11 protein-coding genes and 1 tRNA gene are annotated in these 15,566 nt (G+C 62.0%); 4 read left to right on the forward strand and 8 right to left on the reverse strand.

Annotated features, from left to right (window positions below):
- Nucleotides 1-208: 208 nt before the first annotated feature.
- On the forward strand, nt 209-1,108 hold the full coding sequence (locus VM99_18965; protein ID AKK00049.1) for a polysaccharide deacetylase: 900 nt from the start codon (nt 209-211) through the stop codon (nt 1,106-1,108).
- A gap of 53 nt (nt 1,109-1,161) precedes the next feature.
- Here the strand turns inward: VM99_18965 and VM99_18970 are convergent, their stop codons facing one another.
- From VM99_18970 to VM99_18980, 3 genes are all read right to left on the reverse strand, one after another.
- Nucleotides 1,162-2,955: a histidine kinase gene (locus VM99_18970; GenBank protein AKK00050.1), complete on the reverse strand. Its 1,794-nt coding sequence runs from the start codon at nt 2,953-2,955 to the stop codon at nt 1,162-1,164.
- Between the two features lie 263 nt (nt 2,956-3,218).
- Nucleotides 3,219-4,073: a Band 7 protein gene (locus VM99_18975; GenBank protein AKK00051.1), complete on the reverse strand. Its 855-nt coding sequence runs from the start codon at nt 4,071-4,073 to the stop codon at nt 3,219-3,221.
- Between the two features lie 131 nt (nt 4,074-4,204).
- Nucleotides 4,205-4,292 (reverse strand) — tRNA-Ser (locus VM99_18980).
- 124 nt (nt 4,293-4,416) lie between these two features.
- Between VM99_18980 and VM99_18985 the strand changes: the two genes are divergently transcribed.
- Entirely contained in the window at nt 4,417-5,088 is a 672-nt protein-coding gene (locus VM99_18985) for a membrane protein (GenBank protein ID AKK00052.1), read from the forward strand.
- Between the two features lie 972 nt (nt 5,089-6,060).
- Entirely contained in the window at nt 6,061-7,410 is a 1,350-nt protein-coding gene (locus tag VM99_18990) for a hypothetical protein (GenBank protein AKK00053.1), read from the forward strand.
- A gap of 44 nt (nt 7,411-7,454) precedes the next feature.
- Here the strand turns inward: VM99_18990 and VM99_18995 are convergent, their stop codons facing one another.
- A complete protein-coding gene (locus tag VM99_18995; GenBank protein AKK00054.1) occupies nt 7,455-7,892 on the reverse strand; it encodes an AsnC family transcriptional regulator in 438 nt (145 codons plus the stop codon).
- Between the two features lie 133 nt (nt 7,893-8,025).
- Between VM99_18995 and VM99_19000 the strand changes: the two genes are divergently transcribed.
- Complete coding sequence (locus VM99_19000; protein ID AKK00055.1) at nt 8,026-8,919, forward strand: multidrug DMT transporter permease; 894 nt, start codon at nt 8,026-8,028, stop codon at nt 8,917-8,919.
- A gap of 15 nt (nt 8,920-8,934) precedes the next feature.
- On the opposite strand, the gene VM99_19005 is transcribed toward VM99_19000, so the two are convergent.
- From VM99_19005 to VM99_19020, 4 genes are all read right to left on the reverse strand, one after another.
- The gene (locus tag VM99_19005; protein ID AKK00056.1) at nt 8,935-10,560 is read right to left on the reverse strand and encodes an aldehyde dehydrogenase; all 1,626 of its coding nucleotides are present in this window, start codon (nt 10,558-10,560) and stop codon (nt 8,935-8,937) included.
- A gap of 174 nt (nt 10,561-10,734) precedes the next feature.
- Nucleotides 10,735-13,188 carry an autotransporter gene (locus tag VM99_19010; protein AKK00057.1) on the reverse strand — a complete coding sequence of 818 codons (2,454 nt, stop codon included), beginning with the start codon at nt 13,186-13,188 and terminating at the stop codon, nt 10,735-10,737.
- Nucleotides 13,189-13,365: 177 nt separating this feature from the next.
- A complete protein-coding gene (locus VM99_19015) occupies nt 13,366-14,166 on the reverse strand; it encodes a hypothetical protein (protein ID AKK00058.1) in 801 nt (266 codons plus the stop codon).
- A 401-nt stretch (nt 14,167-14,567) separates the two neighbouring features.
- Complete coding sequence (locus VM99_19020; protein ID AKK00059.1) at nt 14,568-15,332, reverse strand: acetylglucosaminylphosphatidylinositol deacetylase; 765 nt, start codon at nt 15,330-15,332, stop codon at nt 14,568-14,570.
- Nucleotides 15,333-15,566 lie beyond the last annotated feature (234 nt).

Consider the following 15,566-nt stretch of genomic DNA (forward strand, 5'->3'; position numbering starts at 1 on the left):
ATACGGCGTCGCGCGGAAAATTCCATCGGATTTCCAGACGGTCAAATTGGGACCGGCCAGCCGCGCATGCCACCCAAGCAACCAGGGACAAGCGCACAGTACTCGCGGCCTGGAACCAAACCCGGTTAACCTTCTCCAAGGTGAGCTTCGTCACCGTGGGCCAGGGATTCAAGGCAGGGCAGTGCGGTATTACTCTTTAAGGCAAAACATGAACATCATCGCCAGGGCGCTGGTCATTGCAGGCCTCGCCGTCGGTGTGTCGGGATGCATCGGTCCGCCCATCGAACTGACCCCGCAAACCGAGCAACGCTTGCGTGAACAGCCACCGATCCGCTTCCTCCTGACCTTTGATGATGGCCCCAGTGCTTCGTCGTTCTGGAACCCCAGCCAGGAGGTGCTCGACGCCCTGGCCCAGAACCCCGTGCAACCCGGGATCAAGGCGGTGTTTTTCCTGCAGACCCGGGCGGCACGGGCGGGCAACAGTCATATCGGGCGCTCGGTGATGCACCGTGAACAGCGCGAAGGCCACGTGTTGGCCTTCCACACGGCGACGCACTGGCACACCAATCACCGCTTCCTGAGCCCTGATGAGTTGGAGCAGTCGCTCGTCGACGGCGGCAACGATATTGCCGGCATCAGCGGTGCGACACCGCGCCTGGTGAGGCCACCGTTCTGGAGCTACGACCGGCGAACCTTTGCCGCCTACCAGCGCCATGGCATGCACGTGCTGTTGACCGACCTGAGCGCCAACGATGGCAAGGTCTGGGGCATCACGGCCAGCCCGCGACGGCGTATAAACCTGGTCCGCCAGCTCTCCGAAGTGCGCGAGCGCATCGCCGCCGGGCAGTTGCCGGCGGTGGATGGGGTGATTCCGGTGGTGGTGACGTTTCACGACATCAACCGCTATACCGCCCGCCATGCCCGCGAGTACCTGCAAATCCTGCTCGACAGTGCCAGGGAAACCGGTGTGAGGACCGACGCCAAGCCTTTCTATGATGACCACCAGGCGCTGGAGCGAGCAGCGTTGGCGCGTACGGTGCGAAACAGCGGCCAGCCGGTGCACCTGCCCGGTTTGTGGGACTGGCTGTGGGATTCGGATGCCCATTGATGGGGCATAGGGCTGCTGCGCAGCCCGGCGGGAGCAAGCTTGCTCGATACAGATCAGTGCGGCGGCAGTTCCAGGGGAATCTCCAGGGTGAACAGGGCGCCCTGGCCTGGCCCGTCACTGTGGACATGCAGGCGCCCATTCATTTCCACCGCCGCCAGTGCGCAACTGTGCAAGCCGAACCCGTGGCCATCCTTGCGGGTAGTGAACCCGTGGTTGAAGATGCGCGACAGGTTCTCGGGGGCAATGCCCTCGCCGCAATCCTTGACACTGAAGCTCAGGGTGCCGGGGGCCAGGATGCGGATGCCCAGGGTCATTTCTCGTGGCTCGGAAATGTGCGACATGGCGAACTTGGCGTTGCTGATGAGGTTGATCAGGATCAGCAACAGCCGGTGCTTGTCCCCCAGGATCGTGGGCGTGTCCTGGTAGTCCTTGATCACCGTGACGTGGTGCCGGCTCAGGGCGCCCGAGTTCATGCGCAAGGCGTCCTCGAACAAGTCGGTGACGTGGAGGGGTTCGACCAGCCTGGCTGCTCCGGCGTAGGTTTGTTGAGTGGTGACGATTTCCTTGATGTGATCGATGCTCTTGGTCAACTGCGCCAGCTCGTCGACCAGCAACGCCTGCTCGTTCCCGATGGACTCGACCAGCTCATTGAAGTAACGCGGCAGCAATTTGCCCTTTTCATCTTCGGTGATGAAGCGGCCAAGGTCGTCGGCGTGATCATTCATCATCTTGACCGCCTTGCCCAACCCCAATGTCTTGCTGTTCTTCAACTTGCGGGTCACCAGTTCCGCCGAAATATTCACGCTATTGAGCACGTTCCCGACATTGTGCAAGACGTTCGTCGCGATCTCGGCCATACCCGCCATCCGCGCGGCGTCCATCAATTCGCGCTCGGCTTCTTTCAGCTCGCGAGTGCGTTCCTGCACCCGTTCTTCCAGGCGTTCGTTGGACGTTTGCAGGGCCTGGTTTATCTGGTTGATCACGGCGGCGCTGCGTACCAGGCGCACGGCCAGGTAGATCATCAGGATCGCCATCAGGCTGGCGCACATGGCGAGGTAGATATGGTATTGGCGGTCCGTCGCGGCTGTCCGGCGTTGTGTCTCGTTGAGCAGCTCATTGATGTTGTCCAGCTCCTGCGCTACCGGGATGACACTGATGCGGTCGAGCAGGTCATTGACGATCGGTTGTTCCTGGACGATGGCATTGGCGTGCCCTGTCAACGTGATGAAGGCCGATCGATGTTGCAAAGGCAGTCGGTCGATGTAGGTGTCCAGTGCTGTGAGTTGGCTCTGCAGCTCGTTGGCTTTGTCCGCGGTGACGTAAAGCGCGTACTCCAAGGTCGTCAGGGTCAGCTCCAGGATGTTGGACGCGGCGGTCAGGCGTTCCGTCGGGCTCTCGATGTCCATATCCTTGAGCAGGGCCTGGATATCGTCCTCGGCTGTCGGCAATGCATCGAGGGCGTTGCGCAGTTGGGCGTTGTGTTGCTGGAATTGCTCCACCAGCAGGGTCTTGTTCCTGACGGCATCCACGTAGCCCTGGCGTCTGGATGCCCAGAGATTCGCCAGCGGGCCGGTGCTGTTGAGGCGCTCCAACTGCTCCCAGCGGCTGTTCGCTTCAGGCGGTGGAGTCAGCGACAGGTTGTTGTTGACGCCGATTTTCTTTCTCAGGATTTTGCTGTTCCAGTTGGCATCGGCCTGTTTGAGCTGGCGAATGAAGTCACGGGACTCGAAGTAGGTCGATGAGTCGTAGGTGTAGGACTTGATCAGAAAGAATATCAGGGCAGAAAAAACAAACAGCGCCAGGGCCAGCAACGCCGGCCATTTATATTTCGCGATAAAGGTGGTCACGCTGCTCTCCTGTTCAGGGCGCTTGTCGAAGGCGTCGGTGAGTGGCCGAGGCGTGAAGAGGGTTCGCGAGGCCAGTCGGCGCGGTGGGCAGTGGGGCGGGAGGACGGCTGGAGGGATAAGCTGTGTTTGCCTGGATACACGTTGAGCTCCCTGCTAACGGTGAACAGTGTGGGTGAGTGTAGCGTTAACCAGGGGGGTGTTGTGGGCGACGGGTACGCAGCGGGAGGGAGCAGGCGCGGCCAGGACAGACCGCGCCGCAGGCGTTACTTGATGTCGATGAAGGGCAGGGCGCCGTTGGGCACCACGGTGGTTGGCAGGACGCCATTCCAGCGTTCGGCCTTGGTCAGCTCCACCAGGTTCTGGTTGCTGGCAAGCGCTTGCGCCCGAGCCTTGATGGCCTCGGCTTCGGCCTTACCGCGCAGTTCGGTGGCAAGTGCATCCGCCTTGGCCTGGGCGACTTGCGAATCGGCTTCTGCCTGGGCCTGGGTCACGCGAATCTGCGCCTGGACCTGTTCGGTGGCGAGTTGCTGTTCGCGGGTCTTGACCTGGACTTCCGCCGCCATGCGCGCTTCGATGGCCTTTTCGTAGGCATCGCTGAAGTCGATGTTCTCAACTTGGACGCTGTCGATGATCACCGGTCCGGTGATGGTCGACTTGATCGCCGTGGAAATATCGTTGACCAACTGGACACGGTTCTGCACGGCGGCCACGGCGTTGAACTTGCCGAACACGTTTTCTACCTGGGTCGGCACCTGGCGACTGATCATGCGGTCGCGGATGCCTTCGAGGTCCTTGAACTGGGTGTAGACCTTGGCCACATCGGAGGGCGCGATGTGCCAGGAGACCGATACCTTCAATTGCGCGGACTGCTGGTCCTTGCTGTAGGCCTGGAGGTCTTCATAAGCGGTGACCTGGCTCTGTACGCTGATCAGGCGCACCGATTCGATGAAGGGGGTCTTGAACGACAGCCCCGGTTCTACCACGCCGACCAGCGCACCGTTGCGCAGCAGCACGCCGCGTTCGGTTTCGTCGACCGTGTACCAACTGCCAAAGAAGACGCATAACAGGACGACGCCGATGAGGGCGGCAACAAGAGAACCGATGGTTTTGCTGGTCACTTTTCTTTCCTTGATCACGTGGGTGGGCGATAGCGCATAAGTGGGGGCCGGCGTCCTGTTTGTCGGCGGTTTACCCAGAACGCCAGGCACAAAAAAGCCCTGAATGATCAGGGCTCTTTCGTACATGAAAATGGCGGAGGCGATGGGATTCGAACTCATGGACCTGTTACAGTCGACGGTTTTCAAGACCGTTGCCTTAAACCACTCGGCCACACCTCCGTACTGCGTTGCGGGCGCCATAATACCCGAATGAAACACACTGTCAAACTCTCTACGTAGCTTGTTACAGAGCGTCTGTTATTATCCTTGCCACTGAATGTTTCAGAACCGGAGGAGTGTCGCCATGCGCGAACAGGATTACGCAGTGAACAACAGCGTGCAGGCTGAGCAGCTAGAAGTTAGCCGCGTCCTGCGCAACACATATGGCCTGCTGGCACTCACACTCGCCTTCAGCGGTGTGATGGCCTACGTCGCCCAGCAGATGCGGGTGGGTTACCCGAACATCTTCGTGGTGCTGATCGGTTTCTACGGCCTTTTCTTCCTCACCAACAAGCTCCGTGATTCGGCCTGGGGCCTGGTGTCGGCGTTTGCCCTGACCGGCTTCATGGGCTTCCTGCTCGGCCCGATCCTCAACCGCTACCTGCAGATGCAGGGCGGCGCCGAGGTGGTCAGCTCGGCCTTCGCAATGACCGCGCTGGTGTTCGGCGGCCTGTCGGCCTACGTGCTGATCTCCCGCAAGGACATGAGCTTCCTGAGCGGTTTCATCACCGCCGGTTTCTTCGTCTTGCTGGGTGCGGTCGTTGCCAGCTTCTTCTTCCAGATCAGCGGCCTGCAACTGGCGATCAGCGCCGGCTTCGTACTGTTCTCGTCGGTCTGCATCCTGTATCAGACCAGCGCGATCATCCACGGCGGCGAGCGTAACTACATCATGGCGACCATTAGCCTGTATGTATCGATCTACAACCTGTTCGTCAGCCTGCTCCAGCTGTTCGGCCTGATGGGTCGCGACGACTGATCCAATGCCGCTCGATGAGTGAGAAAGAGCCCGCTTCGGCGGGCTTTTTCTTGCCCACGGATTGACATGCCTGTCCTGGCTCCAGCCCCGGCTTCTTGTGGAGGTAACTCGTGAGAGCGGTGCAGCGCTCCCAGTAGTCCCGATATTTGTGCCATGTCTGTAGGAGTTTTACCTTCTACCGGTAGGCCAGTTCCTTTTGCGCTGAAAGACACGTTTCCATGCCTACCCAGCCCACCCCCAATACCTGATTCTGCCGCGCTCATCGAATGGCAAGGAGGCGAGCCTGACAAATGACCAGCGCTCGGCGTGCGAAGTCGTGCAGACAGTCACCCTCAACCCGGCGTGCGGGCGGACAACGCTTGAGAGCTACGCTCGAAGACTACGCCATCTCCAGCGCGGGTTTCGCCGAGGTGCTTGAGGTCAGCCCCCAATGCCTGGCGAACTGGTGCGCCCGGGGTGTACCTCAGGCGAGGCTCCCCCATTTGGCGCGCTTGTTGAGTGTCAGTGAGCGATGGCTGGCGACGGGTGAGGGCGCGCGAGCGATGGTTTATCCCTGCGGCAGCTGTGCCGTTGACGAGGCCGCACCAGGCACGTGAGTACCCTTCCAAAAAACGCCTCGGTGGTTTTCTCGCCTACGATGCGTCCCATCATGGCCAATTGCCGTAAAAAAGCGCCACCATGATGGCGACTTTGGATAAATGATCTACACCTATGGACATGGAAGCGTAGTGCCATGGGAGGCAAGAAGTGGATCGCCGAGTGACCTGCCTGACATTTTCCCCATCACGTATCTGGCCATCGAGCGCGGTCTGCTCGTGGCTGTCTGTTGGGGCAGGGAGGCTTATCACGTCGACTCCGTAGGACCGTGAACAGGCTTTGGGCATCGTGCTGCAGCCTGATAACAGAAGGAAGCCCTGCACATCGGCCAGGAATCCGATGCGGCAGCAGGCGTTTCCCTATAAGGAGATATTGATGAACCAGCCTCAAGGAAAGATCGTTGCGTTGCTGGCCCTGACGGGTGCGCTGTTCACCGCCAGCGTCCACGCCGGAGTCTTCCCCGATTTCGGCTACGCCCCGCCCAAGAGCGAATATTCCGGACCGCCGTTCCAGCTCAGTCAGGATTACCCGAAGGCGCCGCCGGGTGCTTCCTCGATGCCGGCATTCTTCCAGCATTTGCCCAAGACATTCTCCAATGACTTCGAAACCTGGCGTCCCTACATGGAGGAGGTGAAAAAGTACTGCCTGGAAGGCAATACCGAAATCGGCTGGAAGGTGCAAAAAAACAAGATTCGTCGCTGGTATCACATGCCTTGGCAGCATTACGGCCCCAATGGTCGTGAAGGCATCAGCGGGCTGACCAAGGAGGCACCGATCCAGCCCGGGCAGTTGGCAAGTACCCAGACCGACAGCGGGCAAACCTACGCGGTGGGGATCTATAACGACATAGGCGCCTACACCATCGGCCAGGTCTGGAAAGACCCCGACAACCCGGATCCGAGCTACACCTCCAAACCCAAGAGCTTCCCCAACGGCACGGTGGTGTGCAAGGCGCTGTTCGCTGACATAGACGTCAAGACGGTGCCGTTCCTGGCGAACCCACTGCTGTGGAAAGCCTACACCACTGAAACCTTCACCTCGACCGACCGGTCCGTCACCCAGGTCGCGCTGATCCAGATGGACATCGCCGTGCGCGATACCCGCGTCAGCGACACCGGCTGGCTGTTCGGCACCTTCCAATACAACGGCGCCGTGACCGGCAAGGCGAACTGGAACAACCTGGTGCCGGTGGGGATCATGTGGGGCAATGATCCCAAGGAGACCGGCAACGACTTCACCAATCCCAAACCGGTGGAGACCAAGATCAACCCGGCCTTGAAGCAGACTGCGATCAATGCCAACACCCAGGAACTGCCACCGACCCACCTGGGTTGGAACGGACGGCTCAACGGGCCGGTGGACAATCCGCAGGCGTCTTGCCTGAGTTGCCACATGACGGCCGAGTACCAGCAACTGGCGCTCATGAACCCTACGTTCCAGGCCAACCCGCCCCCGGTGGGAGGTGACGAGTGGATGAAATGGTTCCAGAACATCCCGGCCGGCCAGCCGTTCAGTCCAGGCACGCAAAGCACCGACTACAGCCTGCAACTGTCCGGAGCCCTGGCCAACTTCTATGACTGGAAGTGCAACCACAGCGGCGTCTATGCCGATGGCGTCAATGCCTGCACCAAGCTCCAGACGCTCAAGCTGATCAAGGCGAGCAATGCGCCTGAGGACGAAGTGCACAAAGTGCAACGCAGTCCCGAACTGGAAGAGCTCGAGTAACGCCCCTTACCGGCCTCGGACCACCCGAGGCCGGCTTTTTTCGTTCACGCCATCGGCGGCAACCGCCGCTTGACCGGCGTCTTCTTGACGATGGCCGTATTGGTCTCGGCGTGAACATTGAGCTTGTCCAGCAAGGTGTCGAGCTGTTCCATCGAGCGCACATGCAGGCGGGCGATGAAGCAGTCGTCGCCGGTCACCTTGTCGCATTCGGTGAACTCGGCGATGGCCTGGATCTGACGCTCCACCTCCTGCAACTGCCCCGGCAGCGGGCGAATACGCACGATGGCCTGTAGCTGATAGCCAAAGCTCTTTGGGTCCACCTCGACGGTGTAGCCCCTGAGCACGCCGCGTTCCTCCAGGCGCCGAAGCCGCTCGGCGACGCTGGGGGAGGACAGCCCGCTCAGGTTCGCCAGGGCCTTGAGGGAGCGCCGTGAGTCTTCCATCAGGGCGCCGATGAGGATCTGGTCGATGTCGTCAGTCATTTCAGCTCCGTTAGGCAAATACGCCAGGTTGCCTTGATAAAAAAGGTCGAAAGGCAGTTTAGCCTTTTTCATGCCATGGAGAAGCGGTCAGTGGCCTCGGCATACTGTGCTCACTTGCTGAAGGAGCCTGAAGATGGACAAGACCTTACGTCGCGGTTCGCTGGAAATGACCGCCGCCATGCTGATTTCCGGGACCATCGGATGGTTCGTGCTGGTTTCCGGCTTGCCGGTGCTGGATGTGGTGTTCTGGCGCTGCGTGTTTGGTGCCGTCACCTTGCTGCTGATCTGCGCCGGCTTCGGCTTCCTGCGTCGCGGCATCCTCAGCCGCGCCACTTTTGGGCTGGCGGTGATCAGTGGGGTGGCGATCGTCGGCAACTGGGTGCTGTTGTTCGCTTCTTACTCTCGGGCGTCGATTGCTATCGGCACGGCGGTGTACAACATTCAGCCGTTCATGCTGGTGGGGTTGGCGGCGCTGTTTCTCGGGGAGAAGATCACCGTGCAGAAACTGGCCTGGCTGGCCTTGTCGTTCCTCGGCATGCTGGCGATCGTCAGTGCCCACGGCACTCAGGAACAAGGGGGCGATGAATACTTGCTGGGCATTGCGCTGGCGTTGGGGGCGGCACTGCTGTACGCCATCGCGGCGTTGATCATCAAGCGCCTGACTGGTACCCCACCGCACCTGATCGCGCTGATCCAGGTCAGCACCGGCGTGTTGCTGCTGGCGCCCTGGGCCAACTTCGCGGCCTTGCCTCAACAGGGCGAAGCCTGGGCCAGCCTGGTGACCCTGGGCATGGTGCACACCGGCGTGATGTACGTGTTGCTGTACAGCGCCATCCAGCGCCTGCCCACCGCGGTGACCGGGGCGCTGTCGTTCATTTACCCGATCGCGGCGATCTTCGTCGACTGGTTCGCCTTCGGTCACCGTCTGGAGCCTTTGCAATGGCTGGGTGTGGCGGCAATCCTGCTGGCGGCGGCCGGCATGCAACAGGGCTGGGGCAGCAGGCTGCGCCGTCCGGCCCTGTCGTGATGCGCCGCTGTCGGGCTAGAAGATGTAGTCGGTGGTCAGGAAGTTCGAATCGCGCGCTCGGATGATGTCGCTGATCAGTGCCTTGTTGCTCTCCTGGAACTTGGTCGCCACCAGGGTCCGTATGGAAAAGGTTCGCAGCGCATCGTGCACCGACAGCGTGCCTTCGGCGGAGTTTTTCCGGCCGTTGAACGGAAAGGTGTCCGGTCCGCGTTGGCACTGGGCATTGATGTTGATGCGCCCGACCTGGTTGGCGAAGGTGTCCACCAGCTTGCCGACTTCCGCCGGGTTGGTGCCGAAAATGCTCAGTTGCTGGCCGAAGTCGGATTCCAGGACGTAGTCGATGACGGTATTGAGGTCGCGGTACGGCACGATGGGCACGACCGGGCCGAACTGTTCTTCGTGGTAGACCCGCATCGCTGTGTTCACCGGGTAGAGCACCGCCGGGTAGAAGAATGAGCTGCGGGCCTCGCCGCCGTGGGCATTGGTCACCTGCGCGCCCTTGGCGAGCGCATCGGCGACCAACGAGTGCAAGTAGTCGACCTTGCCCGATTCGGGCAGCGGCGTCAGCGCTACGCCGTCCTCCCACGGCATGCCGGGTTTCAGGGCCGCCAGGCGGGCGTTGAATTTTTCGATGAACGCCGGCGCCACATCCTCATGGACGAAGAGGATCTTCAACGCCGTGCAGCGCTGGCCGTTGAACGACAGCGAACCGGTCAGGGCCTCGCTGACGGCGTTGTCCAGGTCGACCTCGGGCAGCACCAGTCCGGGGTTTTTCGCATCCAGGCCCAGGGCCGCGCGCAGACGATGGGGGCGCGGGTGAAGTTTCTTCAGGTCGCTGGCGGCCTTGTTGGTGCCGATGAAGGCGAAGATGTCGACCTTGCCGCTGGCCATCAGTGCGCTGACGGTTTCGCGCCCACTGCCGTAGATCACGTTGATCACGCCTGCCGGGAAGCTGTCGCGGAACGCTTCGAGCAGCGGTCGTATCAGCAGCACGCCGAGCTTGGCCGGCTTGAACACGACGGTGTTGCCCATGATCAGCGCCGGAATCAGCGTGGTGAAGGTCTCATTCAGCGGATAGTTGTAGGGGCCCATGCACAAGGCGACGCCCAGGGGCACGCGGCGGATCTGCCCGAGGGTGTCCTGTTCCAGTTCGAAGCGGCTGGAGCGGCGGTCCAGTTCCTTGAGGGCATTGATGGTGTCGACGATGTAATCGCAGGTGCGGTCGAATTCTTTCTGGGAGTCCTTCAGGTTCTTGCCGATTTCCCACATCAGCAGCTTGACCACCGCTTCGCGCTGCTCGCGCATGCGCGCCAGAAAGGTTTCCACATGGCGGATGCGCTCGGCCACGCGCATCGTCGGCCATTGGCCCTGGCCGCGGTCATAAGCGCGGACGGCGGCGTCCAGGGCGGTGAGGGCGGTCTCGGCATCCAGCAGCGGCGTGCTGCCCAGGATCACTTGCTCATCGCCTTGGGCTCCGGCCAGGTACACCGGGCTACGAACGACGGCGAGGGGGCCTTGCCAGGTCTTCAAGACCCCCTCGACCAGGTATTCGCGTTGTTCGATCTGGCCTTCGAGGCGGTAGGCCTCCGGAATCCGGTCGGCGCTGGGGAACAGGTTGGCGAGCAGGGGGGCGGTGGTCATGTCGTTACTCCATCAATGAAATGAGCCGGGGGCTTGCAGGCGTCAATCGCTTTTAGGGTTATACCCTTTAATGGAGGTGTTTTTTAAGTGAAGGATGAAACGGTGGCGGGGGAATGATCCCTCGCCACCCAGGGGCGGGCTGTGGCGGCAGGCTTTCGGGGGCAGGTGGCGGGTCTACCAACTGATCCTCACGCCAAGATTACCTGCCACGCTGCGTTGCGGGTTGCTGTCGAGGTTGTTGCTGTAGTCGGCAGCGGCGTACACGCTGACCGCAGGCGCCAAGGTGACGATGACGCCCACGCCCAGGTCGCCGGTGGAGGCCCGCTGCTGGGTCTCGACCCGGTCGCTGTCATCGAAGGTCACGGCGTCGGTGCCGGAGAACGTGTGCCAGAGGTTGGCGCGCAGGTAGGGTTCCACGGGCATGCCACTGATCTGGTAGCGGCCCTTGAGCCGGGCCCCGACCCGGCCGGTCCAGGCCCCTTCGGAATCGAATTTGACCTTGGAAATCCCATCGTTCTGGGTGTCCAGCGACACCTTCTGGTGAATCACCTGGACCTGGGGTTCGAGAACCCAGTCGGCGCTCACCGCGAACGGGTAGCCGGCCTCGGCCGAGAGTGTCAGCGCATGGCCGCGGTTATCGATCTTCACGCCGCGTTCGGAGCGGTTGTCGCCGTCCAGGCGCGTGCCCATCACGACGGCGTCGACGTAGCCGCCGGAGGAATCGGTCAGCGTCCAGTACAACCCGTAACTGTCGCCGTCGAGCTCGATCTTGCCAGCGCGACGACCTTGGAAGCCCAGGTTGAAGCCATCGACGTGGCCGTTCAATTCGGTATGGCCGACGAAGAAGCCGATTCGCTGGGTCTGGCCGCCGGACATTGGCGCGCTGTACAGGTCATTTCCGACCTGGAACCCCTTGATGGACCCATCGAGGCGTGGTGTCACGGTGCCGGCCCACGTCTGGTCCAGGTCCTTGCCATAGACCCGGCCCCAACCCGCACCGAAGGCCCCGTTCTCCGTCAGCAGGCGCTGGTCGCCCTGGCGGTCGTGGAAGGTGCCCAGGGCCATCAGCGTCAGTTGCGCCGCGGCGGGCGGCAACACCGACCAGGTGGGCACTTCCGGACGATACAACGGGATCGGCGCGGCGCCCGGCACGGCCACCGGCAACGGCGGCAAGGGTGGCGGGGTAGGTGCGTTTGGCTGTGGCGGCGGGGGAGGCGCGGCCACCGGTCCAGCGACCACGGTCGAGCGCAGGTACCAGTTGTTTGCGTTGCCCGTTACGCCTCCCTTGAACAGGCGATAGTCGAACGCACCGGCCGAGACCGATTGCGCCAGGGAGAAGGCGCCGCTGTCGCTGACCGCGCCACCCTGGGCCTGGACCAGTTCGATCCCGTCCTGGGTCGTCAAGCCGCCCGCACCCCCGACATTCGTGACGGCAATGGCGGTGTTGCCGGTGAGCGTGCCGCCGTTGACCACCAGCTTGTCGCTGGGGGAACCGTCGGCGCCGAGCACCGTTTGCAGGCGCAGTTGGCCGTTGTTGCCGACATAGTTGCCCTGCACGGTGAGGCTGTCGTTGGTGCGCGTGTTGTTTCGCGTAAGGTCAATCGTCCCGCTGTTGTTGAGGGTGACCGATTGGCCAGCGGTAAACGGATTCACGCTGCCTTGGGTTGACGTCAATACGCTGCTGCTGTCGATGTTCAGCACTCCGGTGGCCGTGGCGGAGTCGCCCAGCACCAGCGTGTCGTTGAGGTCCAGGCGTGAGCCCTGGGCCAGATTGACGGTCTCCCAATTGACATAGCGGGCACCGGTGCTGGAGGTCGTGGCCTCGAACGTCAGGCTGTCCTGGCCCAACCCGCCGTCCAGGCTGGGGGTGCTGGCGAGCCGGGTTTCATCCAGGGTTTGCAGCAGCGCCGTGTCGGTGCCGTCGCCCATCAGGATGGCTGAACGAATGACGCCGCCGCTCCACTGGAACCGGTCGTTGCCGAAGCTGGTGCGCACCTCGCCATCGATTTCCCCGCCGCTGACGGTGACGCTGTCGTCACCGCCGCTGACACTCACGTTGCCACCGATGCGTCCTGCGGAGAGGATGATGGTGTCCTGGCCAAAGCCGGTCACCAGGTTGCCGAGGATCTGCCCACCCGACATGTCGAACAGGTTGTCATCAAGCTTCATGTCGACTCGGCCGATGGTGCCGCCGGTCATGCGGGCGATGTCGCCATCCTCGAAGGCCTCGACGATGGTGCCACCGGTCATCAGGAAGGCGTCGAGGCCATCGCCCTGGGCCAGGGACTGGATACTGCCACCGTGCATGACGAAGTCATCGATGCCCGAGCCCTGCTGAACATCGCCGCCGATGGTGCCGTTGGCATTGATCTCGATGTAGTCGGTGCCGGCGCCGAAAGTGACGTCGCCGGTGATGGCGCCGCTGCCATTGGCCGGCATCGTCAGGCGGTTGTTGCCGGCCAGGTCAGTCAACCCCGGGGTGCTGCCACTGTCGCAGACGTAGGCATCGTCGCCTGCGGTCGGCGTCAAGGTGCAAGCCGCCAGGGCCGGCGGGGTGTTGAGCAGGAACAGGCTTGAAACCGATAAGGCGTTGAACAGCCGATTGAATCCACGATCGCGCGAGCACATGTGCTTTCCCTCTGCAGCAGCATCCTGGAATGCCGGTTTCAGCATCGGTTGCACGACTACTGGCACACAGGACCTGGCAACGCTCGCTGTATGGGATGGGACCCTAACAACGAATAGCGAGCGTCGCTACTGTCAGAACTTACAGGTGCTTGCGCTGCGCGCGGCGCAAAATCGGGGCTACAAATGCACTTCCACCGATAACGGCAGGTGGTCGCTCAGATGGGTCCACGGCTTGGTGCCGAGTATCTGTGGCGCGTGGCTGCTGGCATTGCGCAGGTAGACGCGGTCCAGGCGCAGCAGCGGGAAACGCGCCGGATACGTCCGGGCGGGGCGGCCGTGATGGTGCTCGAAGGCCTCGTGCAGGTAGCCACGGCGGGCGAGGGTGGTGTTGCCGTGCAACTGCCAGTCGTTGAAGTCGCCGGCAATGATCACCGGGGCGTCTTCGGGCAACGAATCGAGCAGTTGGCAGAGCAGCTTGAGTTGCAGTTGGCGATGGCTTTCCAACAGGCTCAGGTGTACGCAAATCCCGTGGACTTCGGCGTGGCCCGGGACCTCCAGCACGCAGTGCAGCAAGCCGCGGCGTTCCGGGCCGGTGATGGACACGTCGAGGTTGCGGAACTGGCGGATAGGGTATTTGGACAGCAGGGCGTTGCCGTGATGACCATCGGGGTACACGGCGTTGCGGCCGTAGGCGAAGTCATTCCACATGCTGTCGGCGAGAAATTCGTATTGGGAGGTCTGCGGCCAGTTGTCGTAGCGCGACGCATGACGGTCATGTTCGCCCAGCACTTCCTGCAGGAACACCAGGTCGGCGCCCGTGCTGCGCACCGCTTCGCGCAACTCGGGCAGGATGAAACGGCGGTTGAGGGCGGTGAAACCCTTGTGCGTATTGACCGTCAGGACTCGTAGCCGATGAACCTCCGCAGGCGTGTCCAATGGCATGGTTTCGACGGCTCGCCAATCGGGATCTCGAGTCACGTTCACTCCTGAATCAGACGTACCTGTTCATGCGACTGATGGGAGGCTTTGGCAGTTCCGGATTTTTCCTGGGGCATTGTTGTTGCCAGGGCCGCCGCCTTCGCGAGCAAGCCCGCTCCCACACCTGATTTGCTTTGTACCCGAGCCTCAGGCCATGCAAAGCCCTATGTGGGAGCGGGCTTGCCCGCGAAGGCGGCCTCGCATCCAACAGAGAAGCCGGCGGATCCACCGCCTTCGCGAGCAAGCCCGCTCCCACACCTGATTTGCGTTGTATCCGCGTCTCAGGCCATGTGAAGCCCCGTGTGGGAGCGGGCTTGCCCGCGAAGGCGGACTTGCATCCAACAGAGAAACCGGCGGGCCCACCGCTTTCGCGAGCAAGCTCGCCCACAGGAACTGAGATTTCAGATGAAGACAATCTCGTACGGCATGCCCATGCGATCGAGGATCACCCGTGGTACCAAGGGTGCGATGCCGCTGGCCGGTTCGCCGTTGAGTTGGCTGGTGTAGGCGTACATGGCGTGACGCTTGCGGGCGGTGGTCCAGACGTCCAGGCGCAGTTTGCGGGCCCGATGCCAGGGGATTTTCTTTTGCTCGCGCACCGGCCAGTGCCAGGCCCACACGGGCAGTTCGTTGAACAGCGCGCCGACGGCCTCGGCGGCCTGGGCACCGGCTCGGCCCACCGTGTCATGGTCGCTGTCACCGTCCAGGCGCCAGGTGCTGAAGACCACGTCGCCGGGTCGCAGATGTTGGCTTATGAACGCCGTCAGCTCGGCTTCGTGTTCGGCGAGGGCCTTTTCCGGAAAACCGCCGCGCACCCATTGCAGGCCATGGGCGGGAATGCCCAGGCGATGCAAGGCGTCGACGCTTTCCTGGGGATGGGGGCGGTGCATGCGCAAGCGTTCATCGTTCCACAACGGTGAGCCCGGATGGCCGATGTCGCCATCGGAAACCGAGATCAACAACATGGGATGGGCCAGGTTGCTCAGCAACTGGAGCAAGCCGCCACAGGCTCCGACCTCATCGCCCGGATGCGGGGCGAGGATCACGGCGCGGGCGCCGGCAGGCACCAGGGTCTGGGTACTGATAATGGGAATGTCGGCCAGTTGCGGCGCACTGTTCCATATTTGCGGGTGCTGCCGACTGTTAAGGCGAGAGGCGGGTTTCATGGGGAAGACGTCCTTGTGGTATTCAATCCTGCGGCCTTGCACCGAGCATACCGCCCGATGTGGCGCATCAAGTCACGATTGCCATTGGCGGCGCTCCTGATCCTGGAGTCTACCGCAAGCGAAGTATTGACCATGCCGGTCGATTCGTCGCGTGGCATCGGTGTCTGAACCGTACTTTTTTCTTTCAACTGGGCCTATAAAAAAGAAGGCCACATCTGTGTGGCCCTCGTTTTT

The organism is Pseudomonas chlororaphis, assembly GCA_001023535.1.
GTDB classification, from domain to species: domain Bacteria; phylum Pseudomonadota; class Gammaproteobacteria; order Pseudomonadales; family Pseudomonadaceae; genus Aquipseudomonas; species Aquipseudomonas chlororaphis_E.

Excerpts from the sequence above, each read along its gene's own strand:
- VM99_18990 (AKK00053.1), top strand. The coding sequence starts at position 6,061 with ATGAACCAGCCTCAAGGAAAGATCGTTGCGTTGCTGGCCCTGACGGGT.
- VM99_18985 (AKK00052.1), top strand. The coding sequence starts at position 4,417 with ATGCGCGAACAGGATTACGCAGTGAACAACAGCGTGCAGGCTGAGCAG.
- VM99_18995 (AKK00054.1), bottom strand. The coding sequence starts at position 7,892 with ATGACTGACGACATCGACCAGATCCTCATCGGCGCCCTGATGGAAGAC.
- VM99_19020 (AKK00059.1), bottom strand. The coding sequence starts at position 15,332 with ATGAAACCCGCCTCTCGCCTTAACAGTCGGCAGCACCCGCAAATATGG.
- VM99_19005 (AKK00056.1), bottom strand. The coding sequence starts at position 10,560 with ATGACCACCGCCCCCCTGCTCGCCAACCTGTTCCCCAGCGCCGACCGG.
- VM99_19010 (AKK00057.1), bottom strand. The coding sequence starts at position 13,188 with ATGTGCTCGCGCGATCGTGGATTCAATCGGCTGTTCAACGCCTTATCG.
- VM99_19000 (AKK00055.1), top strand. The coding sequence starts at position 8,026 with ATGGACAAGACCTTACGTCGCGGTTCGCTGGAAATGACCGCCGCCATG.
- VM99_18965 (AKK00049.1), top strand. The coding sequence starts at position 209 with ATGAACATCATCGCCAGGGCGCTGGTCATTGCAGGCCTCGCCGTCGGT.